This is a genomic window from Paenibacillus sp. PL91, from assembly GCF_012935325.2.
Lineage (GTDB): Bacteria > Bacillota > Bacilli > Paenibacillales > Paenibacillaceae > Pristimantibacillus.
This window is the reverse complement of the sequence record NZ_JABBYG020000021.1, coordinates 72,970-95,551: the sequence shown is the minus strand read 5'-3', so window position 1 is coordinate 95,551 and position 22,582 is coordinate 72,970. Positions and strand designations below refer to the sequence as shown.

The following is a 22,582-nucleotide window of genomic DNA, read 5'->3' as shown; positions in this document are numbered from 1 at the left end:
CATTGAAAAAATACCTCAACATCTATTACCTAAATATCTAAGAACAAAGGAATAATTTAATCTAATCATTGAACTAACGAGGAACGATAGTTGAATAACACACATGATGAGCAGGCGCTACGGTGGCCTGTTCATTTTATTAAGCTAACGGGCAGTTATCCTAATTTGAAGGCATATTTGGATGTCGTTTTTGAGCAACATCCAATGTCTTTTATGCGTCCAAGATAGTAACTAGTAATTTATGGGGGGAGAAACCAAGTATGAATTTGAAAATGCTCATTATTATCGGTACATGCCTGCTTCTTACAGGGAGCAGCGTGTATGCATCTAACAAATTTCCCGAGCAGACAGTGACAGCGGTGAAATCTGTACCATTTAACCAAGAGTTTGAGAAAGTTGAAAATATAGACATTCAGGAAAGTAAAAGGCTCACGGTGGAGAGAATTACGGCTCTAGAAGTCAAAGATTCGACTTTATTAGAAAGCATGTCCGATCTGATCGTACTCGCTGAGAAGGCTGGAGAATCCACAATCAGGAAAGTCGGAGGGAAAAGTGAAATTGATCAAGCTGTAACTTCAATCAAATTGCTGCAAGTATTCAAAGGCGAGGCGGAAGAGGGCCGGGAAATAACAGTATCAGAAAGCGCTTTTTTCGAGGATGGAAGCATGTTTCGGTCAGTTTCCGGCTATGTTCCGATGGTGAAGGGAGACCATTACACCTTATTTTTGCAGAAGGATGCGTCCGGCATATACGTTCCAGTAGGTGGTTATCAAGGTAAATTCAATCTGAATGATTCGAAATCATCGATCCGCTTTACGTGCGGTACCTTGACCCGGCAAGAAATCATCGATAACGAAGTGCATTTTGCTGGCAATACGGAACATTTCAATTCTCTCAAAGAGCAGATTGCTGCAAAATATAAACAATAATCAGATACGTCATTTTATTAACGGAAAACGTTAGTTCAATGAAGGACTCTATACAAACGAAGAAGGATCTGCCCCGGCAGATCCTTTTTATATCTTCACAAAATGAGATGTTTGTACAAATGTACTGCTGGGCGTTAAGCTAACGGGCAGATTAGCGCAACAACTTAGTTTCAACTGAAAAGGAATAAAAGGATACTAAGTATATTTCACGAATATTAAATGATTGGATAAAAACGGATAAAATACAGCGATGTACAAGGAAAGTGGAGGGGGAACAAGAGTGAGATCTAACCAATTATCTATTCTTATTACAGGTTGCATCATAGGTATTTCCTTTATTGTGGGCTGTACGATATTAACGAACAGTGAAGGTACACGCAATAAACAAAAAACAGAACAAATAACAGAACAAATAGACATGGATAAACCATTACTTGATATTAAAGAGGCGGCTGAATACTTGAATTTGTCAGAAGAGCAAGTGATCCTTATTATTAATTCTGAGCAAAGCATGCTTCAAAGCAGCGGGTCGTTTACAGGCACGATGTTTCCCCACTTTAAAATTGGCAGTACTATTTACATTAGCAAGAGTGACTTGGCTAATTGGATTTCCGATACAACGAGAGAAAAACGAGAATATGTTGACGGAACTGTACTACAATAAAGTAACCTATATTCAACTTCTGAGAACAAGTGTAATAAGTACATTTGATTACGCTAACGGGACACGATAGTTGAACATATAAGGAGCAGCTTGCTACGGCAACTGCTCCATTTCTTTATTAAGCTAACGGGCAGGATAATTCGAACTTACAATGTCACTTACTTATGGTAATATATATCAAAATAAAAAGACTAAGAGGTGATTGTCATGAAGTTTGAATATACTGTCTTGAGAAAGCAGGATGATATATACGGTGTTAAATATTTTTTGGATGAAAGGGATCACCTTCCAAAATACAACGATATCTCCCTCATAAGAGTTTTAAATATTCTTGGAGATCAAGGATGGGAATTGGTAGTCAAAGAAAGCCAAAGTTCATATATTCTTAAACGTCTGTTGAAATAGAAAATCCTTGAAGTTTCAGCTTTTACATATCCATTTGTTAAGCTAACGGGGAACTATAGTTGAACAAATAAGGAGCAGGTGCTACGGCACTGCTCCTTTCTTTATTAAGCTACGGGTTGTTCTCTATTTCAATTAGAGGTATAAGCCAAGAGTATGTTGAATATGGAAATATACAATGGCATGAGGAGGAATAATGTAAAACGTCCTGGCACGTGTCATGTTTGTGGAGAAGGTATTTTTAAACTGCTATTTATCAATCGAATACTAGTGCGGAAATGTAAGGAATGCAATGCCTTATTTGATACAGAGAAGCTAGCGCCATATATCGATGACCAAGATGTTAGACAATCGAAAAATGAAATGAAGGATTGAAAAGTAGGTAGTTTATCGAATATTAAGCGAACTTGTGTTCAATGAAAATAAAGTGTTAGACTGAAGTCGTTGAATTACAGCAGTTTTTAAGTTGAAGAATAGTCAGCTTTTAGAAAATAAGTTTTAGACTGATCCATTAAAAGAAGCAGGGGCGGACCAAGACTTGAAAAATAAAATCTTAGACTGCCGCTGTTTCATTGAACTAACGTTCTCCATTAATTGAATCATATCTATGGACTCAGTTCCAAAAATATATCATCTTCCTATACCCGACATCCCATATTTTTTCGTTCCCCTCAATGGTTATCGTGAACTCACTCCCCGCCTCGATAGGAATCTCAAACATCGCCGGGAACAGTTCCGGATAAAGGCGTTGATCCTCTCCAGAGCTGGTCAATACCTCGCGTCCATTGATGAAAACACGGATTCTACCATAATAATTCATTTGTTCAGGTATCCCATAATTTAAGGAGAAAATAATCTCCTCTTTATTCGTATAAGTGAACGTTTTTAAATTTCCACTTTCGACCTCATACATATTATAGCGGGGGTTTACGTCTTGATCGCTTAATTTAAAGCTATTCGGTTTTATTCCGATTGATAAGTTTCCAGAGTTGTCCATCAATTCGTTTATCGCTACAAAGGGACCTTCTTCTTTAGTTAACGCTTTATCCATAATCCCACACAATCCCCATACCCCTACTAAAAGAAGCACAGAGGAAATGGCTGTTATTATAATATTGCTCCAACCATTTTTTGAACGAAAACCAAGCTTATACGCCCCAAAACCGACTGCTGCACCTAATGAGTTTAGAATGGCGTCGTTAACATCGAAGCTGCCGAGAAACGAAAGTGCCTGTACGGTTTCCAGTACAATAATCGACAAAAAGAACAATGTAATGAATCGAACAAAAGTGATCCCATATAATAATGGAATCAATATTCCAAAAGGGATAAAGGCTATGATGTTCCCAATCCCTACAAAATCCATGAGGATAGGATGTAGAAGATCAGGTATAGTTGGCAACTTAAAGAAACTGTCAGGTAAAAAGATAAAGGTGTAGCCAGCGGTTTGCCCTGCGGCACCTGTTCTACCGAAAGCGAGAAACATAAAATAAAGAATTAAAACGGTATAGAGTATGGTTATGGTGAAAAAAATCTTACGTTGTTTTGTCATGGTTAACTCCTTTGTCGGATGGGTACTTCCTGAAAAACTGAACTTGCTGCCTCAACCTATTTTACTATAATCACTACTAACCTGCTCGTTAGCTTAATGAAGCATCGTCAGTCTAGTACTTTATTTTCTCAGTCTAAAACTTTGTTTGCCGAGTCTAACACTTTATTTTTCAGTCTAGAACTTTATTTTCTTCTAACAACTTGAGTTGAACAAAAAAGGGGCAGTTTGCTACGGCAGCTGCTCCTTTCTTTATTAAGCTAACGGGCAGCATTCCTATTATGAAGAAATACGAGGTTTGAGAAATAAAAAGACTCCTTGGTATGATGTTAATGGGTCCACGACGCTGGCCAGCTACTGGATCCAAATACAAACCAAGGAGACTACAAGATGCATTCTACTCAAAATGAACGAATTAATCAAATCACTTCTTCTACCATAATTGTCGGTGTTCAAACATGTGGCAAGGGCACAAGACTACCGCGGAGTCGAGCTCGGGAAGTCGATAGCGTTTGAAAACAATAGGGAAGGTTTTGAATTATTTGTTAGTTGGTTCCAAAAGATTGCTGCGGAACAGGGGTTACAGGACGTCATCGTCGGTATGGAGCCGACCGGTCACTACTGGTTAAACCTTGTTCATTATTTTAGAGAGCAGCAAGTTAGCTATGGTGTTGTAAATCCTCTTCACGTGAAGAAAAGTAAAGAACTCGATGACAATTCTCCAACTAAGAATGACATCAAGGAAGCGAAAGTCATTGCACAGCTGGTCAAAGACGGGAGATACGCCGTACCAAGCCTTCCTCAGGGTATTTATGCAGAACTGAGGGAGGCGATGAAAATTCGCGAACACCTGACGACTGACCTTTGCGTTGTGCAAGCACGTGTCCATAACTGGCTAGATCGGTATTTCCCAGAGTTTCTGACGGTATTTAAGGATTGGGAATGCAAGTCTGCCATCCAAATGCTAAGCCTTTATCTATTGCCACATGAGCTTGTTTCCGTACCAGACGAGATCTTGCTGCAGCATCTGAGAGAAGCTGCGAAGCGTGGGCTTGGTCTAGGCCGAATAAAGAATCTGAAGGCAGCAGCCAGCCGTTCTGTCGGCATCCAACAAGGCTCCGACTTGACTAAAATGGAGCTAAAGTTACTGCTGACCCAGTACGAATGGCTTCATAACAAACTTGAAGAATTGGAAGGTAAATTAGATGAGCTGCTCACGCAAATCCCGCATACACAGCAAGTGCTGGCCATGAAAGGGATTGGAAGAGACACCATCGCGGGCTTTCTAGCTGAGGTAGGTGATATTGGTCAGTACCGACATCCCAAACAGATCACGAAGCTCGCTGGATTGAATTTGAAAACAAATTCATCAGGTACACATACAGGCCAGACCAGGATAACCAAGAGAGGTCGGAAACGTCTTCGTGCCTTACTCTTTAGAGTGATGATGCCGTTAGTCGCTAAAAATGCAGCCTTCCGAGCGTTGCACGAGTACTATACCAAACGGCCGAAAAATCCATTGAAGAAAATGCAGTCTCTCATCGCGTTGTGTAACAAACTCATTCGCATCCTATTCGGCATATTGAAAAAGGGACATGCGTTCAGGGAAGAGAAGATGATGCAGGATATCCCTCGATTTGCAGAATTACGGCAAGCAGCTTAAGTGAACGTTTTCCAAAGATAATGACCTAAACAAAAAGTGAGACAACAAGAAGCACGGATGAGTCGGAATGGCACAATCCATACGGACGAAGATCCTGCCGGGCAGCATATCTGACCTCCACCTCATGGACAGGTTGAATGAAGGAATGTGAGAGCGTAGACTCTGCGAGATGTGGGAGGGTTGACCGCCATGAGCTCATGTGGAGATCCATAGGTGCAACCATACTTTACTACGGTAGCCACTTTTTACATGCGAGTGGTCTAGGTAGAGACTTTTTTGCACTTCAAAAGCCCCATAAATTTCTTTCACTACAACTTTGTTCCACTAAAGTGTTAACTCATAAGAAGTAATCTGGTCGAAATCCTGAGAAAACGAGAGTATTTAAGAGAAAAGTGATTCTCCATAGAGGGAGGATAGCTTAATAAACTAGACAACGAGGCTGCCGCGTGCCCTATTCACTTTTTAGAAATTATGGAATAAACATAACGAGATAATAGGCGGTAATAAAGATAAATTAAGATGTAAGGAATGACATATGAGACAAATGTCCAACCAATATTCCAGTGATTGCTGTATTCAACTTTTCCAAATAAATATGCGATTAATTCAAGTATTGTAGTAAGAAGGCCAATACAAACAATTTTCAAAAAAGGATATTGATTATTCTGTCTTATCCAATAAATCAAGTAACTTGTCATGACTGGATAGAAACCAATATCGAATGGTAGTGATGAAAGCGTTGCGACATTTTTTATCAAAGGAGTAAATCTCCAAAATTCTAATTGATACCCAACGGCGTTTATTACTGTAGACATAATTGCTGTTATTGGACAAATAAGCAATATAATAACGGGTGCCCTCTTGTATAGATATATGCCAAATATCCAAGGAATAAAGAATCCTATTATAATGTTTGTTATCATAATGCACCTCATTATAAAGTTTACCCAGAAATCTGGGAAAAAATTAGAATGTTTATTCGGGAATCTTTATTAATAGAAGTGGGTGGGCGTAAAAAAAGGTGTCTAATGTTTAAGCTAACGGACAGAACACTTTAATTAAAAGCCAAGTAAGTGTTCCCGTGGATTTGGAGACATATAGTTTTTTGAAATAATGAATTTGAAAGAAAAAATGGTAATAACACGAGCCTTGGTAAGTATCTAGGGTATGTAAGCGCTTTTCATGGTCCTTTTTATAATAAATGACGGAAACCAGTACGATTGTATGTTTTACAAAACAAATAAGTAGGCGTAATATACAGTTTGCATTCTAAATAAATATTGTTTTCAATTCTTATTCGCTTAATTTCCGTCAAGGAAAACGGGGGAACCAATTATGATAGATACCTGAGCATCAGGTATCTATCTTATGGGGTGAATCCTATTGTAAATTTTACACGTTTACAATCAGGTAGGGCGACTTAACCGTCCGAATCCGACAGCTAACTTCGTAAGCGTTGATTGAGGAAGGGTTAACATGTGTGCGAAACACAGGTTCTAACCTGTGTTTTTTGTTTGCCAAAAATAGCTATGATTAAGGATCGTGTTATTTATTTCATTTACAGGGTAATTTAAAAGTACAGTAATTTATACAAAAAAAGTGGAGTGATACTAATGCTTTCTTTAAAAAGATTTTTAATCGGACGACCTTTAAAATCTAATGAATTAGGAGAGCAGAAACTTAATAAAACCAAAGCTCTTGCCATACTCTCTTCAGATGCCTTATCATCAGTGGCATATGGCCCTGAGCAAATATTGATCGTTTTAATTACAGTTAGTGCTGCAGCATTTTGGTATTCAGTACCGATTGCCATTGGAGTATTAATTTTATTATTAGCACTTATTTTATCTTATAGGCAAATTATCTTTGCATATCCGCACGGCGGAGGCGCATATGTGGTGTCCAAAGAAAATCTAGGCAAGTACCCTGGGTTAGTAGCCGGAGGCTCCTTGTTGGTAGATTACATTTTAACCGTCGCAGTAAGTGTATCCGCCGGTACAGACGCCATAACTTCGGCATTTCCTAGCTTGCATGAACATACGGTAATCATAGCTGTAATATTTGTCGTCTTCATTACAATCCTGAACCTGCGGGGGGTAACCGAGTCCGCTTCTGTTTTAGCTTATCCGGTATATTTGTTCGTTTTGGCATTATTCATTCTAATAGGAGCTGGTATATACAACATAATAACCGGTAATGTTTCTCCCGAATTACACACATCAATTGGTACACCAGTAGCAGGTATAAGCTTATTTTTGCTTTTAAAAGCATTTGCTTCTGGCAGCTCTGCATTAACAGGAGTCGAAGCCATTTCGAATGCAATCCCTAACTTTAAAAGTCCAGCTCCTAATAACGCTGCTAAAACATTAGCGGCGATGGGAATCTTACTTGCATTGTTATTTTCGGGAATCGTATATTTAGCTTATTATTACGGAATTATTCCCAACCTCGAAGTTACCGTAGTCTCACAAATCGCCGAACAGACCTTTGGGCGAAATTTTTTGTACTTCTTCATTCAAGGTACAACAGCATTAATCCTTATCCTAGCTGCTAATACTGGATATTCAGCTTTCCCTTTGCTTGCCGTAAATCTTGCTAATGATAAATTCATACCTAGAATGTTTACGGTTAGAGGAGATCGGCTAGGTTATTCCAATGGCATTATCATGCTAGGCATATTATCCATTATCTTAATTATTGTGTTTAAAGGTCAAACCGAACATTTAATCCCGCTTTATGCTGTCGGTGTTTTTATTCCCTTCACCCTGTCCCAGACAGGAATGATCATAAAATGGATTCGTCAAAGGCCTAAAGGCTGGATCCCAAAACTGATCATTAACGCAACAGGGGCTCTTATAAGCTTTATAGTCACCATGATGTTTTTCTTAACAAAATTCACACAAGTTTGGTCCGTCTTAGTATTTTTACCCCTTATCATTTATGCCTTTCATCGAATTAGAAAACATTATGAAGCGGTAGCCGACCAATTGAGAACTACAACTTGTGAGCCAGCTATTCCGATTGCGGGGAATATAATCATTCTTCCAGTGGCTGGTATGACGCATGTGGTGGAGAATTCGTTGAACTATGCCAAATCGCTCTCAGCATACCAGATCATTGCAGTACATGTTCCTTTTGAAAGAGAAGATGAAGGATTGTTTGAAGAAAAATGGAGCAAGTGGCAGCCTGACGTGAGGTTGGTAACTCTACACTCTCCTTATAGAAGCATCATTCAGCCACTTACTAAATTTATTGATACCGTTCAACGCAAAGCGAGTGAATCAAATTACCAAGTTACTGTTGTTATCCCACAGTTCATTCCAAAGAAAGGTTGGCACAACATCCTACACAACCAATCCAGTTTACTGATTCGTGCACACTTGCTCTATCGGAGAAATGTGATTATTACTACTGTACCGTACCATTTAAAGAAATGATCGTCTTATTAAACTAACGGAGAACGATAGCTCCACCCCTGAAGGGCTGCCACATGGCAGCCCTTCGCTATGCTAACGGGCAGTATAGCGTAATGAAAATCGTAGTATTAGAATGGTGATAACGGGCAGTTTAGCGCAGTTATTTATAGAAAAGTGGTATAATTAACAGGGGAACATTAGTTAGGTCTGAAATCAAAATGAGGTGTTTTATTTTGTTGCTTCGCGATGGAATTTCTGGATTTTATAACACGGAAATCGATATATCATTGACAGACACTAGCCATTTTAAAAAGCTATGCTATGCTTTAGCAAATCACGTTGGTGGAAAACTGCTCAATGTTTCTGAGCCGCAGGAAACCAATTTTTACTGTGCTGATATACAAATTAACGGAAAAGAGATTCACATCTTATTAAATGGTATTTACCCATTAATCGCTATCGCTTCAAGAGTTGAATACATGAATATTTTATTTATAGACGACCAAACAATCTCTATTGGAATTGAAGCCTACAGCACAGAATATCGAGTTTTACAGTTAAGAGAACTTAGTGAACAAATACAGCTAGATGATCGCAAGAATAAGCTGAGAAATGAGAACACATTGAATGAAAAAGAACTAAAACAAATATTTTATTGGAAGCCTAAAACAGTTGGTGAGGTAATCTATAATCATTGGGATTAGACATGCCATTCGCATTTAACTAACGGGAAACAATAGTTCAACCATAACATGGCGGCAACCGGCACACGATCGGCTGCTGTTATTCACTTCCAATTAATGGAATTGTGTAAAGTATAACGACAAGGAATTTAAGGGGGAACTTAGTGGGTAAATCTAAATTGCTTACACATATAATGGTGGGGCTCATATTTTCTGTTTTATGGATAATGATTGGAATTCCAATTTACATTAATTCACTATCAGCACACATTGGAATGAAATACTTGATTTTTTTCGTATGGGGGATACCCTTTTTTTCAGTGATTTTTGTTGCCATTTTCATGAAGAATTTCAGGTATTTTTTGGTTTCTACAATTTCATATTTACTTGGAACTACATTTTTTTCTTTAATGGTCCCTGTTATTTTTGAATGAAGCATTTGCCATTACGCTAACGGGGAACGATAGTTCCACCTCTGAAGGGCTGCCACATGGCAGCCCTTCGCTACGCTAACGGGCAGTTTAGTTCAAGTGGGAATAAAAATGATATAATGGGATGGAAGGATTTTGAATTGTGGGGTGGGAAAATGGGGATAGATTTCTCAGCTGTTTTTAAACACTCATTAGATGTTACAGCCATAGAAGTTTTTAATGAAGAGATCGTTAAAGGGACCAGATTCCCAAAAGTTGTCAAGTGTATTAAAGAAGTAATTTTCATAACCCGCATCTTGACAGGCAATGGTTATTAAATCGTGATCGTATTAACAACTTTGGGCCATTTGATCCCGTGCTAATAGGGGATGAAGAATATGTTGAGCTTGGAGGCCCCGGTGGGTTTAGATTTATATTTAATCAGTATATCTGTGAGTTCAGTCCTTGTTTTAGGTGGTACCACTTTATAGAAAATCAAGAGTTACAATTTGAACTAAGGGGAATATGCCAAGAATTTGCTGACTACTTCGGTTATAACTTTGCAATATATATGGGAGATAACTATTGTGCGTTAGACTATGTTTTTGAAGGTCGCGATATGGATTATTATAAAGCCAATCTTATGAGTAGATTCGGTAAAGCTAAATCGTCTATAGGGGCATTAATACAGAAAACTAATAGTGGATGGAAATCAGAAGGCTATTTTATAGATGATTTTAACGATTTGCAACGTAATGAGTTGAGCTAACGGGTAACGATAGATGAACACCGAAAGGGCTGCCGAGTGGTAGCCCTCTCATACCATTCTTTCCCCTTGGTTAATTTCTTGGCATTAGTATTCCATTTATCGCGGGAATATCTTACAAAAAAAGCAGCTCCCTGATGGGGGATAGCTACCTTCGTTTACGATTACTATGAAAAGGTAGGAGCAGGGAATTCATCAATTCTCATTCGAAGTAAACTATATGGTTTTTCCCGCAGGTCTCTTCCATAATGAAATCTCGCCTGCCGATGTAATTGATTCACAATGACATATAAGTATTGATCGGGGCCAATCGAAAAAGTATCCGGCCATAAAATTCTCGGGTCATGTGCGATGGTTTCCATTGCGCCATTCGGCAATATCTTCCGGATACTATTGTTTTCATAGTCTCCCGCATAAACGGTTCCTTTTACGCCGGTGATCATTCCATCAGACGCACCTTTTTCCCCCCAATACTGCACATATTGGGATAAATTCAGGTCCTGTATCCTTCTGTCTCTTAGGGCTTCTGTTGAGATCGAGAACAGCTGACGGCTGGTTAGCGGAGCAAAAAATAAAACCTTTCCATCAGGAGAAATCGCTAAACTATCGGAAGCCAATCTAAATGGGAAAGTCGAGCCGTCTGGGTTTCGATTCATCAAAATTTCACCTTCTACTTTCGGTAGAAAATAGGGATCAGGTGAAGTTGATATTGCCCCATTTAACCGTCTAAACGCGTTCCCATTTTCTAAATCTACGACGATAATAGCCCCTGGCCCTCTGGAAGAAGAATCCGTTATATATGCATAGCCTGCACTTCCAACCCGAAAATCCAAACGGACATCATTCAGATAAGTTGTTGGCAAGACTACATCTTCTGTAAAGGTATATACTCTCCTTATTGTATTCGTGCTTAAATCAACAGCAACTAATTTTGCTCCCCCTTGAATAGGTTCAGAAAAATTTGGTGCCCCTGTATCTAGTACCCAAAGTGTTCCTCTTCCATCAGCAACGATACTTTGGACACTGACGAAAGACATCGTAATATTCCCAGTATTAACTAGATTGGTTTCTACACTAGGATAAGGCTGCAATTCACCCTCAACAATTTCCGCTACAGTAAATTGAACGTCGTCTCCCCATTTCGGAAAGCATACAAAAATACGACCGGTTTCGGAAACGCTGACACCTGTAGGCATAGCCCCATAAAAAGCATGCACCAGTTCAAAATGCCCAAAATATTTTTCCATAGGTAACATAGGTTGCATGATATCCTCCTCATCAAATCCGAACGGATATCACCTATATATGATGAAAATTTTTTTGTAGTGCCTGTTTCTTGATGAATTTTTCTATCGTGATGGATGCTGTGGGTTTATTAGTCCAGGAGAAACATGGGAGTTTCGATAAAGTGATTCAAACTTCCACTGGCTCTCCAAAGACGGGAAATGAGAGCATCTGAATTTACGTTTGCAGTCAATTTTAGAACTAACATAAAAACTATTATGATTTGCTCCCGTACGAAGGGCTACCACGCGAGAGCTTAACACCGTTAATAAATATTTTTCTCGATCAGTAAAAAACAATCTAAGTTGAAAATTATCTTTTAAAATTGAAAAAAGAGTACGCTAACGGGCAGTATACTTAAAAAATTGTGTTCTAACTATAGCTTGGTTAATGGTAAAATTAAACAATGTAAAAAGAAGGGGAGTAAATTATTTTGCAGAAGCTAAATCTCATAGGTTTGATACTTATTATTGCTGCAATGCTGTGTGCGTGCTCAAAGGATGTATCCAACCAACCGGAAACAGCAATAACAAAACAAGTTGAAGGAACTGCTTTGCACGTGGAGCCAATCGATTTATTTGCCGGAGAGGCACGGAAGTTCCAACCTTTTCTTGGCACGATGTCGGGTGCAGTGAAATTGAAGTACGGCGGAAACAAAAATGATATTTCTGCTAAAATTGAACTTTGGGAAAACGGAACGAAAACAAAGACATACAGTTCCAATGGCACCTCAATGCAGGATCCACAAGATAAGACAAAGGACTATGAAGGCGAATTTATTGCATCGATTAAGACAGTTTCAATTGAAGGCAGTAAACCACTATATGAGATCACAACAGCTTTTGCGAATAAAAACGGTACGGCATCAAGTATTACATACATCGATCGTGATATTAGAAATACAGGAAGCAATACTATCCAACTAAATAAAAACTTGGATGTCTCAGAAAATGACGAGGTTGCCGTATGGGGGATGCAGGCCACAGATAAGAATGAGTGGGAAACCATTGATTTAACTCCAGAGCGATTGAAAAACGCAAAATGGGCTTTGATATTTAAGTTATCTGTAAACTGACAAATCGTGGTTTATTACGCTAACGGGACACGATAGTTCAATAAAGACACCGAGGCAGCTGGTCACAATGATCGGCTGCCTTTTTCATACTAACTGGCAGTTTAGTTCAAATACGTGTTAAAACTAACGGGGTTGATGAACTTCAGGTGAACTTCGTTAATGAAAGGGTCAATAAGAAAAATTGCTTATGCACTGATCTTGGAGCATTTGAATTTAAAACTAATGTTTTAGTAGTGAGAATGTAGTGAGAATGTAGTGAGAATGTAGTGAGAAAATATTCAGTATTTAAAGGGGTGCGACCCCCCTCGCCTCCATCTCCATCATGGAAAACCCGACCTCATGAGGTCGGGTTTTTTGATTTCTTATTTATGTTAAAGCACTTCTTTTATTGAGCTAACGGGCAGATTACGTTAATGCTGTCGGCAAAATTATTATTTCGTTTGTTTTACAGGAATTCTAACGGGACACGATAGTTCTAACAACGCAGCGCGCCGGCGAAAGTCCGCAATCATAAACAAGCCCCCGATGGTCGCAATCAGTTAAAGGCATGAAACAAACCGTCCGATACCAAGCCAATTTCCGTCGTCGATTATCGTAAAAGTGTTGCCAGTGAAGCAGCTGGTGAAACAAAGCTTCATCGATGAATCCGACGAAGTCGAGCCCGAATAGAAAACCTTACCCTACGTTACGGCCAAGGCTAAGGCCAGGAAAAATAGCGCGTCTTTGCGTTTGAACTACCATACACTCTCCTTCTTAAACATTGTCCTGTCACTTCACCCAAAATAAAGCGATTATAGTCAGGAGCATCTCGCAAAGCTCCTTCGTTTCGCCAATTCAAAAGACTTAGAGGAAACGCGATGACAGTTCCCTTTTGGTGCCTATCGCACCGAAAAGGAACAATAATACGGAAAAGTGCGTACTTCCCAAAAACCGGCAGCGTTGTTAATCTAGTAAAAACGAAAGAGAGGTGTATAAGGATGTCAACCTATCAATTAAAGGTGGGGGAGTACAGCCTAAGCTGGGGAACTCCGCTTGCGCTGAACATTGCGAATCCGCAACAAGATGCTTTGACCCGTCAACCTGAGGGAGAATGGGACTGGGAGCTGCCCGAGGGAGTATACCGAGCGCGCGAAATTGTATGGGAGCTGGGGATGCTGCTGGATTCAGTGATCGAGCACCTACGAGGAACATCGGGCTATGAGCCTTTGCTGGAGAATGTCAGGAACAGTCTGGCGCTCTCCGGGAGGGAAGCGGTATTGCAGTTGGATGCGCTTGCGCTCGAAGATACGGCGAGACTCGAGCTGGCAGAGCAAGCCCGCAAGATCGGGGAAACCATTGCCCGGTGGGCAAGCGAACGCGGGGAGGAGGAGACGCCGATCAGCAGGGAGGTGCTGGGGACCATTCGGTTCCGGAGCCGATGCGACCATCATTTGTGGACGCTTCTCGTCACGGATATACTGACCGGTCCGCATGGGGGACCTACCGTGATGCAGCTGTTCAATGAATATCTTCATCAGCTGGTGCTCTTACGTGATTTCCTCATTCCTTTCGAGAATTGGGAGGAGGTACCGATCGAGATCAAGCATGGGGAAACGGGAAAAGGCCTTCGTTTCACCGAACAGGCCCGCACCGCTTTCCTATCGGAATTTCTCATCGGTAAGCCATCACACCAATCGGTGCTCCACTATGCGCAAAGCGGCTTAGCCCCTGCGTTATCGGCCGCAGGTTACGGCTTTCAGTACCATTATGGCACAATACTGCCGGCAAGCTTGAACGGGCATCCGGCTACAGCGCGAAGGTATCTGCTCCGTTGGTATCCGGTCAGAACGGTTCCGTTCGTTGAAGGAGAGACTGCGGCGGCAGTTTTCGACTACGCCTACGCGGATTACTATTCTGCTTCAAGGAGCAAGGTGGATGACAGTACTGTGAAAGACAATAACGTAGTCGGCATTGCTTCAGTTGAATGGGCGTTAGAGCAAGCGCGCGAAGCCGAACTGTTGGTCAGCCCTATAGAAGATGCGGAAGATCGGATACAAATCCGGTACCGGTTCCGTATTGCCGCTGCCGATTATGATGTGGACCTCGGGCAAATTTTCAGAGGGCATCGATATCTGTACCTCCCGGAATCTAAGCCTGATCATGACCCATCAAGCCAGCTGGATCTGGAGAACGTCACGCGCCATTCGGCTGCGAAAATTTTGGAGCTACCCGGTCTGGCAACGGCCGACTCCGGGTATCATCTGATCGACACGGCAAGAAACCCGCTTGTGTTATGGGCGCTGCTTGGAAAATTGTATCCGGAGAATGTCATCGTTCTGGAAGAGGATGGGGAAGAGGCGCTTCATAGGGCAGCGGGTTCGGGCAAAGGCTTCGGCGCAAAAATTCTGATCACATAGCCGAGACTCAAGCTCGCTGATCATCGGTCTTGGCAGCGGACTGGAAGCTCTCCATGTAATCCGCACCGAAATCGCACAGCGTCTTCAGCATCGGAACAAGGCGGCTTCCGAATTCCGATAAGTAATATTCGACCTTTGGAGGCGCGACCGCGTAGACCTTGCGGACGATCAGGCCGTCTTGCTCTAAATCTCTTAATTGCGCGGTCAGCATCTTTTGGGTGGCGCCGGGCATTAGCTTCTGTAGTTCGTTGAAGCGAAAGGTGTTTTCGGACAAATAGCTGAGGATGAGAATCTTCCATTTCCCGCTGATCAGGTCCAACGTAATTTCGGATGCGCACCGGTACCGGGAATTCCTAAAGTTAATCATCGCTAACCTCCGTTTGCTCATAAATACAGGTAATAGTATTGGAATAATATGAATTATATCAAATGCCTATTGCGGCATCAAGGATGGATTGTCATGACGGAAGACCGGCTTCAGCGGGTGATGGAGATTATTTCAGATTCGCTCGTCCCGTTGCTAAGAGGGACGCTCAATTATACGATCCCTCTGTCTTTAATTTCCTTTTTCCTTGGGCTGATCCTAGCTCTATTAGTCGCGCTGGCCAGCCTATCACCTAATCGTTTTTTAAGCAAGCTTGCAAGATCCTATGTATGGATCATCAGGTGTACGCCGATTCTCGTTCAGCTTTTCATTATTTTCTACGGGCTTCCCCACTATGGCATCCTGCTATCGCCTTTCGTGAGCGTATTGATCAGCTTAACGCTATCCGAAGGGGCCTATACGTCGGAGATCATCCGTGCCTCCATCCTGTCCCTCCCTGAGGGACAATGGAGAGCCGGCTATGCACTCGGAATGTCGAGGAGACAGGTGCTCGTGAAAGTGATCCTGCCGCAAGCGCTCCGGGTCTGCATCCCGCCGTTCGGCAACCAGTTTATTACGCTGGTGAAGACGACCTCGCTCGCCGCGCTCGTCACGCTTCCGGACTTGTTCGGTGCGGCGAAACTGATCGCGGCGTCGACCTTCGAGCCGATGCTTCTCTATCTACTGGCCGGTGTCTATTATCTCGTCATCTGCTCGTTATTAACGGTCGGGCAGAGCCGGTTAGAGAGGAGGTGGGAGTATGCGAAATGATCCGACGGGGAGAGGCGAGCCGAATGTGCTTTCTATTAGTGGGCTGTATAAACGTTTCGGTCCAGTGGAGGTGCTTCGGAATGTCGGGCTCGACATCCGCAAAGGAACGACTACGATCATCATCGGTCCATCTGGCTCCGGGAAATCGACGCTATTGAATTGTATCAATCTGCTGGAACTTCCAAACGAAGGCACGATCACGCTTAATGGGATGTCTATGACCTTAAGCGCCGATAAGAAGCCCGGCCCGCGCGCGGTGCAAAGCTTCCGCCAGCAAACCGGCATGGTTTTCCAGGGCAATCACTTGTTCCCGCATCTGACGGCACTAGAGAATGTGATGCTCGGACCTGTCGTGGTAAAAAGGCAGAATAAGCCTGATGCGAAGTGGCACGCAGCGGCTCTCTTGGACAAGGTTGGGCTAGGCGAACTTGCGGAACGTTATCCGCATCAGCTGTCCGGCGGCCAGCAGCAGCGGGTCGGCATTGCCAGAGCGATGTCGATGGAGCCGACGATACTGTTGTTCGATGAACCGACCTCGGCGCTTGACCCTGAGCTTGTTCTGGAAGTGCTGGAGGTGATGAAGGCATTGACCCGGGACGGGATGACGCTCGTCATCGTCACGCATGAACTGGATTTCGCGAGCCGCGTGGCCGATCAGGTGATCTTCATGGACGAAGGCCGGATCGTGGAGAGCGGGACGCCGGGCGAGGTGATTGTGCAGCCGCGTCACGAGCGGATTCAAGCTTTCGTCAGACGGCTGTCTCCTCACGCTCGAATGGATCATACAGAATCATCATTATAATAATGGAGGTTTCAGTTTAATATGAGAAGGCTTGGATTAGGTATCATAAGTTTAATTGCTTTGAGCTTGACCGCATGCGGGAATGGCGGTGCGGCCAACGAAGGGACGGATTCGCTCGTAAAGCTGAAGAGCAAAGGCGAGATCATCGTCGCGACGACGGGAACGTATCCGCCATATTCCTTCCACGACAGCAGCGGGCTAACCGGCTTCGATATCGACATATCCGATGAGATCGCCAAGCGGCTGGGCATTAAGGCAAAATACGCCGAGGTCGAATTCGCCGGCATGTTTTCGGGTATCGATGGTGGGCGCTTCGACACGATTCCGCAGCTATCTATTACGGAGGAGCGCAAGCAAAAATATGACTTCAGCGATCCGTATCAATTCTCCAATCTGACTCTCATCGTCCTGGAAGAGAACGAGGACATCCGCAGCTTCGAGGACCTGGCTGGCAAAAAAACGAACGGAATTGCGGAGTCCGTCCAAGGAGCATTGGCGCTCAAATACGGGGCCACGCTGGTGCCGGAGAACGGCGATTCCATGGAGCTCTTAACTTCCAAGCGGGTAGATGCGCTGATCTATAATAATTTGTATTTTCTGGATCTGCGCAAGAATAGGCACGATCTTAAAATCAAAGTAGTCGATCAATCCGAAGAGATTGAAACGGCGGCGTTCCTGTTCACCAAAGGGCAGGAGGCAACTGTGCAGGCCTATAACGAAGCGCTCCGGGCAATGCATGAAGACGGGACTTATGCACAGATCTCCAAGAAATGGTTCGGCAAGGATATTTCGGAAGGAATTGAGATTTCCGTTCTCAAATAATGTTGCTACTGTAAAGTAGTGCAGAGCACTAAAAATCGAATAGTATTCAATAACAAGCTGTTTTCATAGACGGCTTGTTTTGCTTTGCTTCGTGAATATTCGCCTGGACCAATAATCGACAACAATCAGGGTGATTGTTAAAAACCATATAATATAGACGTAAAAGTAAGTATTTGGGTGGCGATAACCTGAAAAGATCAGTGGATCGCGAGCGATCCTGATAATCAAGAGGGGCTGGACCGGATCTAGAACGATAACGGCAAAGGCACTTCGGTCAGCCGGCTGAAGCAGAAGCTGCTTACTTACCCACGTTGCATCGATCGCGATCGTGTATGCATACGGGTAACGATAGCTGAATCATGGTGCAATGGCAGGACGATAGTTGAACACCAAGAGGCTACCGAGTGGTAGCCCTTCGTTACGGTAACGGGCAAGTTAGTTTAACCGTTTGTAACAATAACGGAACTAAATTCGTTTAGTTCATGGAGGCGAATTGAAAATGAGGTATTTAAAGATATTGATGATAGTAGTAATGACAATTGCTTTATTGGGATGTGAAGAGAAACTAGCTTCCGAACCCTCTGGTCAAGGATATGTATTTGAAGTTAGTGAAGACAGAGTATTGATTTTGGATAATGTTAAAAAAAGTAATTTTGGTAAAGGTTGGAACGATTTTTTTGAAGATTATACAGGTAACGCTATTTGGTTAAAAACATCCTCTTCGAAATATAAAATTGGACAAAAAGTACGTTATTGGGTCGAAGGCGGGGTTGATGAGTCTTTTCCTGCACAGGCTAGCGCTAAAGAAATAGAGATAATTAAAGAACAAGGGCAGTATTGACTTTGGATTTTTTTGTATAATGATACTGAACTAACGAGGAACGATAGTTGAACGAACAAGGAGCAGTTTGCTACAGCAGCAGCTTCTTTTCTTGATTAAGCTAACGGGCAGTATTCGTTAATGAAACATCATTTAGAGGAATTGTATAAGATCACCCCGAAATAAGTTACAGTCCCTAATATTACGAAATGATGATAGCGAAGAGGTTATCACAAATGCAAACAAGTAAATTCAGAAAGCTAATCAAGAAGCATCTGGCACCGGCATTAAAAGAACATGGATTTATTGGCACAGATCATCATTTTGTTAAAGATAATAATAACCATGTAATTAACGCTATCGTGATTCAGGCTGATAAATATGGTGGATCATGCGTTGTAGAACTTGGGGTTCATTTGGATTTCCTACCGAATACGATTAGAGAATCTATTCCTATCAGTAAATTAACCGTTTATGATTGTGAATTTAGAAAACGACTAATCAATGAAGTAAATTGGTTTCAGAGAGAAATATATTTCGTGAAAAGGAACGTGAAATTGGGTTTCAGTATGGACATACAGAGGATGAGTCATTAACTGTAATACAAGAAATGAAAAAAAATATTCTGAGTCAGGGAACAAGTTACTTCTCACAATTCAATGATTTTCCTCATGCAATAACCTCAATACAATTGAACGAATTACCTAGCCGCTCAAAGAGATTAGACAGGTACGGAGCGCCCTTGGACTTAAGAATAGCTTTGTTAGTAGCTCGTACACATGCCTTTCTCGGGAATAATGCCGAAGCTGCTAGCTTTGCCCGCTGGGGACTTGAAAACATAGGCAAAGCAACAGGATTGATTCAAGACTTCAATGAGCTAGTCAATTGAGCTAACGGGTTACGAGAGTTGAACAAATGATTAGTGCGAGGCTGCCGGCATGAAAAGGCAGCTTCGTTACGAACGGGTAAAATATGGGGGAGGGGATTATATGAATTTCACCAAAAGATCAGTAACCGTCTATCTTATCTCTGGTCCACTTGGTGTAGGGAAATCAACCGTCTCCAAGACTCTGGCTAGTGCAATGAACCAATGTGTCTTGATTGAAGGTGATCTCCTTCTCCATGTCTACCGAGGGGAGACCGAACCGCCCTGGGAGGAACGACTTCGACTGGCATGGCTTAATATCGCTGCGGTGACGCGGAATTTTCTCCTGAACGGGCTAGACGTGGTTATCGATTTCGTCGTCGAAGATGAACTTTAATGGTTCTTTGACCAACTATCGGATCTCGAGGCGACGCTCCACTATGTTGAGCTGCACGCGGAACCGGACACACTTACCGCTCGACTCCATCAGCGAGGAGATGCGCAATATATCCACCGCTCGCTCTTCCTTCGGAACAAGTTGATGGCGTCACCGACTAATGAGCCATTCCTACTGGACACCAATGGTAAGAAGCCGGATGAACTTGCTGAAGAAATCATAAAAAATGCCAGATTTCGGATACAGGGTTAGAATTACTGGTACGCTTAATGCACTAGTAAAGGTCGAATCAGGGTTCATTCAATCCGTCAAAGGGTACTCCAAGTAAGCAAATTGTAGAATACATGTCTTTAAGTGCTTCTTTTTTCGTGGGGCGACCACGTAGGTCATTAAGCTAAAGGGACACGATAGTTCAACATCGAGAGGGCTGCCACATGACAGCTCTTCGCTCAACTAACGGGCAGGTTTGCTGAACAATACATCCTTCCAAAAAGAGGGGATAGTTTGTTTTTGTAAAAAGAACAGGGGAATAAACTTCTCTAGGAGGTCGTTGGATGGCTATAAGAATCGTTGAAAGAGAAAACTTTCGGATCATAGGAATGAAGGTTGAAACCCTATTGAAAGACACTAGGGAGCAGCAGATAATCCCGAAGCTGCAGCAATCGTTTAATGAAAAACTAGAAGAAGTGAGCGGTGCTGTCGATCTCCCAATTACCTATGGCCTTTTCATCGACCCGCCAAATTATAATCCGGATATTGATCTGTTTATATGGATAGCAGGTGTAAAAGTTAGTCCTGACGCAGAGCCCCCAGTAGGTATGATTTTATACGAACTTCCTAAAGCGACCTACGCTGTTTTGGAATATAAAGGGGACATCGACAGAGCTGGTGATGCTTATGGAGAGTTATTTGAATGGATAAATAATTCAGAGTATGAACAAGCAGGAACTTATGGGTTCGAGTTGTATTCCAAGGCTCATTCACCGTTAGAACGAGGAAATGCTGATTTTTTGTTGCATTTCCCGATAAAGCATAAATATGTAGTTGAATAGGTTTGTTCAACTAACGGGTAACGATAGTTCAATAAAGACAACGAGGCAGCCGATCACAAAGATCGGCTGCCTTTTCCACACTAGGGCAGTTAGTTCCAATATGTGTTAAAATTAACGGGGTTAATGAACTTCAGGTGAACTTCGTTAATGAAAGGGTCAATAAGAAAAATTGCTAGTCGCTGCTCTTGAAGCATCTGAAGTTAAAACTAATGTCTTAGTAGTGAGAATGTAGTGAGAAAATATTCTGTATTTAAAGGGGGGCGACCCCCCTCGCCTCCACCAATACCATGAAAAACCCGACCTCGTGAGGTTGGGTTTTTGTTATTTATTTTAAGCTTTATTTTCAATCTACAGATGAGCACCTTTCTATATAGTAATCTATAGACTTTGCACGTTTGTAATACGTCCTAAAAAGCAAAGTTATCATAGGATCAGGAATCATAAATTGGAATTTCGGGAGAAAATATCTCGCAGACCACTGTCTCCATTATGTACCTCAAGGACATTGTGGAAGACCGCCTTGTTGATGAATTGAGAAAGCGCTTGAAGGATATTCGTATCGACGCGATCTTGGAATCGGGTTACGTCGAGGATTTGATTCAGGATCTGACGTACACACCGTTTCCAATTGTGTACAATACGGAACGGCCGGATGTAGTGGCCGGCAATTTGTTGGAAGGACGAATCGCGGTGTTAGTTGACGGCACGCCTAACGCTCTGATTTTGCCAACCACTTTTTCACAATTTTTTAAAGCTGCGGAGGATTACTACCAGCGGGTTGAATTTACCGTATTCATGCGGCTGATCCGCTACTTCGGTTTTTTTGTGGTTATGCTGCTGCCGTCCATGTACATCGCAGTGGCTACCCACCATCACGAAATGATTCCGACGCCTTTGGCTATCAATTTATTAGCTCAGCGCGAAGGGGTCCCTTTCCCCGTTTTTTTTGAAGCTTTTCTGATGGAGGCTGCATTTGAAATTATGCGGGAGGCCGGCACCCGAATGCCACGGGCGATCGGTCAAGCGGTCTCAACTGTAGGAGCTATCGTGCTCGGGCAAGCCGCAGTCGAAGCAGGCATCGTGACGGCGATGATGGTAATCGTCGTTTCTTTTACGGGGATTGCCAGCTTTACCATGCCTGGCTTTACTCTCTCCACTTCAGCTAGGTTAATTCGGTTTCCTATGATGATTGCAGCTACTACATTGGGATTTTACGGGATTTTTATATGCTCAATTCTGCTTGTCGCACACCTGACCAGTTTACGGTCTTTCGGGATTCCTTATCTTTCGCCGTTCGCTCCATTTGGTCTCAAGCATCAGAAGGATGCCATATGGCGGTCACCGTTCAAAACACCTGCAACACGCCCGGGTTTGAAGGGCCGGATGTCGGAGACCGCAAAGAAGGACGTAACCCCATCATCCAGTAAAAACGATCAAACATCGGAAGGCTAG

General features: G+C 42.5%; 21 protein-coding genes, 2 pseudogenes and 1 riboswitch. Of the genes and pseudogenes, 18 read left to right on the top strand and 5 right to left on the bottom strand.

Annotation, left to right across the window (positions count from 1 at the left end; translation table 11 throughout):
- Positions 1 to 260 precede the first annotated feature (260 nt).
- The 3 genes from HI950_RS30250 (at position 261) to HI950_RS30240 (ending at position 1,998) form a co-directional block, all read left to right on the top strand.
- Positions 261 to 929: a hypothetical protein gene (locus HI950_RS30250; protein WP_169089689.1), complete on the top strand. Its 669-nt coding sequence runs from the start codon at positions 261 to 263 to the stop codon at positions 927 to 929.
- Between the two features lie 280 nt (positions 930 to 1,209).
- Positions 1,210 to 1,593, top strand: a complete 384-nt coding sequence (locus HI950_RS36840) for a helix-turn-helix domain-containing protein (RefSeq protein WP_169089688.1) — start codon at positions 1,210 to 1,212, stop codon at positions 1,591 to 1,593.
- 207 nt (positions 1,594 to 1,800) lie between these two features.
- Positions 1,801 to 1,998, top strand: coding sequence for a hypothetical protein (locus HI950_RS30240; RefSeq protein WP_169089686.1), 198 nt, complete (start codon positions 1,801 to 1,803; stop codon positions 1,996 to 1,998).
- A gap of 610 nt (positions 1,999 to 2,608) precedes the next feature.
- Here HI950_RS30240 and HI950_RS30235 read toward each other — a convergent pair.
- Positions 2,609 to 3,547: a VanZ family protein gene (locus HI950_RS30235; protein WP_169089684.1), complete on the bottom strand. Its 939-nt coding sequence runs from the start codon at positions 3,545 to 3,547 to the stop codon at positions 2,609 to 2,611.
- A 387-nt stretch (positions 3,548 to 3,934) separates the two neighbouring features.
- On the opposite strand from HI950_RS30235, the pseudogene HI950_RS30230 reads away from it, so the two are divergent.
- Positions 3,935 to 5,207: pseudogene (locus tag HI950_RS30230) on the top strand (IS110 family RNA-guided transposase).
- 455 nt (positions 5,208 to 5,662) lie between these two features.
- On the opposite strand, the gene HI950_RS36835 reads toward HI950_RS30230, so the two are convergent.
- Positions 5,663 to 6,130: a CBO0543 family protein gene (locus HI950_RS36835; protein ID WP_317618474.1), complete on the bottom strand. Its 468-nt coding sequence runs from the start codon at positions 6,128 to 6,130 to the stop codon at positions 5,663 to 5,665.
- 365 nt (positions 6,131 to 6,495) lie between these two features.
- A riboswitch (cyclic di-AMP (ydaO/yuaA leader) is annotated at positions 6,496 to 6,678 on the top strand.
- Positions 6,679 to 6,820: 142 nt separating this feature from the next.
- On the opposite strand from HI950_RS36835, the gene HI950_RS30225 reads away from it, so the two are divergent.
- From HI950_RS30225 to HI950_RS30210, 4 genes are all read left to right on the top strand, one after another.
- Complete coding sequence (locus HI950_RS30225) at positions 6,821 to 8,644, top strand: APC family permease (protein WP_169089682.1); 1,824 nt, start codon at positions 6,821 to 6,823, stop codon at positions 8,642 to 8,644.
- 212 nt (positions 8,645 to 8,856) lie between these two features.
- A complete protein-coding gene (locus HI950_RS30220) occupies positions 8,857 to 9,327 on the top strand; it encodes a hypothetical protein (protein WP_169089680.1) in 471 nt (156 codons plus the stop codon).
- Between the two features lie 469 nt (positions 9,328 to 9,796).
- Positions 9,797 to 10,054 (top strand): hypothetical protein, encoded by a 258-nt coding sequence (locus tag HI950_RS30215; RefSeq protein WP_169089679.1) that lies wholly within the window; start codon positions 9,797 to 9,799, stop codon positions 10,052 to 10,054.
- 38 nt (positions 10,055 to 10,092) lie between these two features.
- Complete coding sequence (locus HI950_RS30210) at positions 10,093 to 10,485, top strand: hypothetical protein (RefSeq protein ID WP_169089677.1); 393 nt, start codon at positions 10,093 to 10,095, stop codon at positions 10,483 to 10,485.
- 164 nt (positions 10,486 to 10,649) lie between these two features.
- Here the strand turns inward: HI950_RS30210 and HI950_RS30205 are convergent, their stop codons facing one another.
- Positions 10,650 to 11,747: an L-dopachrome tautomerase-related protein gene (locus HI950_RS30205; protein WP_169089675.1), complete on the bottom strand. Its 1,098-nt coding sequence runs from the start codon at positions 11,745 to 11,747 to the stop codon at positions 10,650 to 10,652.
- A 452-nt stretch (positions 11,748 to 12,199) separates the two neighbouring features.
- Here HI950_RS30205 and HI950_RS30200 point away from each other — a divergent pair, with 452 nt between their 5' ends.
- Positions 12,200 to 12,841 carry a hypothetical protein gene (locus HI950_RS30200; RefSeq protein WP_169089673.1) on the top strand — a complete coding sequence of 214 codons (642 nt, stop codon included), beginning with the start codon at positions 12,200 to 12,202 and terminating at the stop codon, positions 12,839 to 12,841.
- Positions 12,842 to 13,329: 488 nt separating this feature from the next.
- Here HI950_RS30200 and HI950_RS30195 read toward each other — a convergent pair.
- Positions 13,330 to 13,516 (bottom strand): annotated as a pseudogene (locus tag HI950_RS30195) (DUF2243 domain-containing protein); the annotation flags it as partial.
- A 302-nt stretch (positions 13,517 to 13,818) separates the two neighbouring features.
- Here HI950_RS30195 and HI950_RS30190 point away from each other — a divergent pair.
- Complete coding sequence (locus tag HI950_RS30190) at positions 13,819 to 15,237, top strand: hypothetical protein (RefSeq protein ID WP_169089671.1); 1,419 nt, start codon at positions 13,819 to 13,821, stop codon at positions 15,235 to 15,237.
- Between the two features lie 7 nt (positions 15,238 to 15,244).
- Here HI950_RS30190 and HI950_RS30185 read toward each other — a convergent pair whose 3' ends face one another.
- Positions 15,245 to 15,604 carry a winged helix-turn-helix transcriptional regulator gene (locus tag HI950_RS30185; protein ID WP_169089669.1) on the bottom strand — a complete coding sequence of 120 codons (360 nt, stop codon included), beginning with the start codon at positions 15,602 to 15,604 and terminating at the stop codon, positions 15,245 to 15,247.
- Positions 15,605 to 15,697: 93 nt separating this feature from the next.
- On the opposite strand from HI950_RS30185, the gene HI950_RS30180 reads away from it, so the two are divergent.
- The 8 genes from HI950_RS30180 (at position 15,698) to HI950_RS30145 (ending at position 22,582) form a co-directional block, all read left to right on the top strand.
- The gene (locus HI950_RS30180) at positions 15,698 to 16,372 is read left to right on the top strand and encodes an amino acid ABC transporter permease (RefSeq protein WP_223285605.1); all 675 of its coding nucleotides are present in this window, start codon (positions 15,698 to 15,700) and stop codon (positions 16,370 to 16,372) included.
- Between the two features lie 25 nt (positions 16,373 to 16,397).
- Positions 16,398 to 17,174, top strand: coding sequence for an amino acid ABC transporter ATP-binding protein (locus HI950_RS30175; protein WP_169089710.1), 777 nt, complete (start codon positions 16,398 to 16,400; stop codon positions 17,172 to 17,174).
- Positions 17,175 to 17,195: 21 nt separating this feature from the next.
- Positions 17,196 to 17,996, top strand: a complete 801-nt coding sequence (locus HI950_RS30170) for a transporter substrate-binding domain-containing protein (protein WP_169089665.1) — start codon at positions 17,196 to 17,198, stop codon at positions 17,994 to 17,996.
- A 499-nt stretch (positions 17,997 to 18,495) separates the two neighbouring features.
- Positions 18,496 to 18,837 carry a YobA family protein gene (locus tag HI950_RS30165; RefSeq protein ID WP_169089663.1) on the top strand — a complete coding sequence of 114 codons (342 nt, stop codon included), beginning with the start codon at positions 18,496 to 18,498 and terminating at the stop codon, positions 18,835 to 18,837.
- Positions 18,838 to 19,052: 215 nt separating this feature from the next.
- Complete coding sequence (locus HI950_RS30160) at positions 19,053 to 19,412, top strand: DUF4304 domain-containing protein (protein ID WP_169089661.1); 360 nt, start codon at positions 19,053 to 19,055, stop codon at positions 19,410 to 19,412.
- A gap of 393 nt (positions 19,413 to 19,805) precedes the next feature.
- Positions 19,806 to 20,078 carry a P-loop nucleotide/nucleoside kinase family protein gene (locus HI950_RS36190; protein WP_223285604.1) on the top strand — a complete coding sequence of 91 codons (273 nt, stop codon included), beginning with the start codon at positions 19,806 to 19,808 and terminating at the stop codon, positions 20,076 to 20,078.
- Positions 20,079 to 20,632: 554 nt separating this feature from the next.
- Positions 20,633 to 21,130 (top strand): GyrI-like domain-containing protein, encoded by a 498-nt coding sequence (locus HI950_RS30150; protein ID WP_169089659.1) that lies wholly within the window; start codon positions 20,633 to 20,635, stop codon positions 21,128 to 21,130.
- 444 nt (positions 21,131 to 21,574) lie between these two features.
- Positions 21,575 to 22,582, top strand: a complete 1,008-nt coding sequence (locus HI950_RS30145) for a spore germination protein (RefSeq protein ID WP_317618476.1) — start codon at positions 21,575 to 21,577, stop codon at positions 22,580 to 22,582.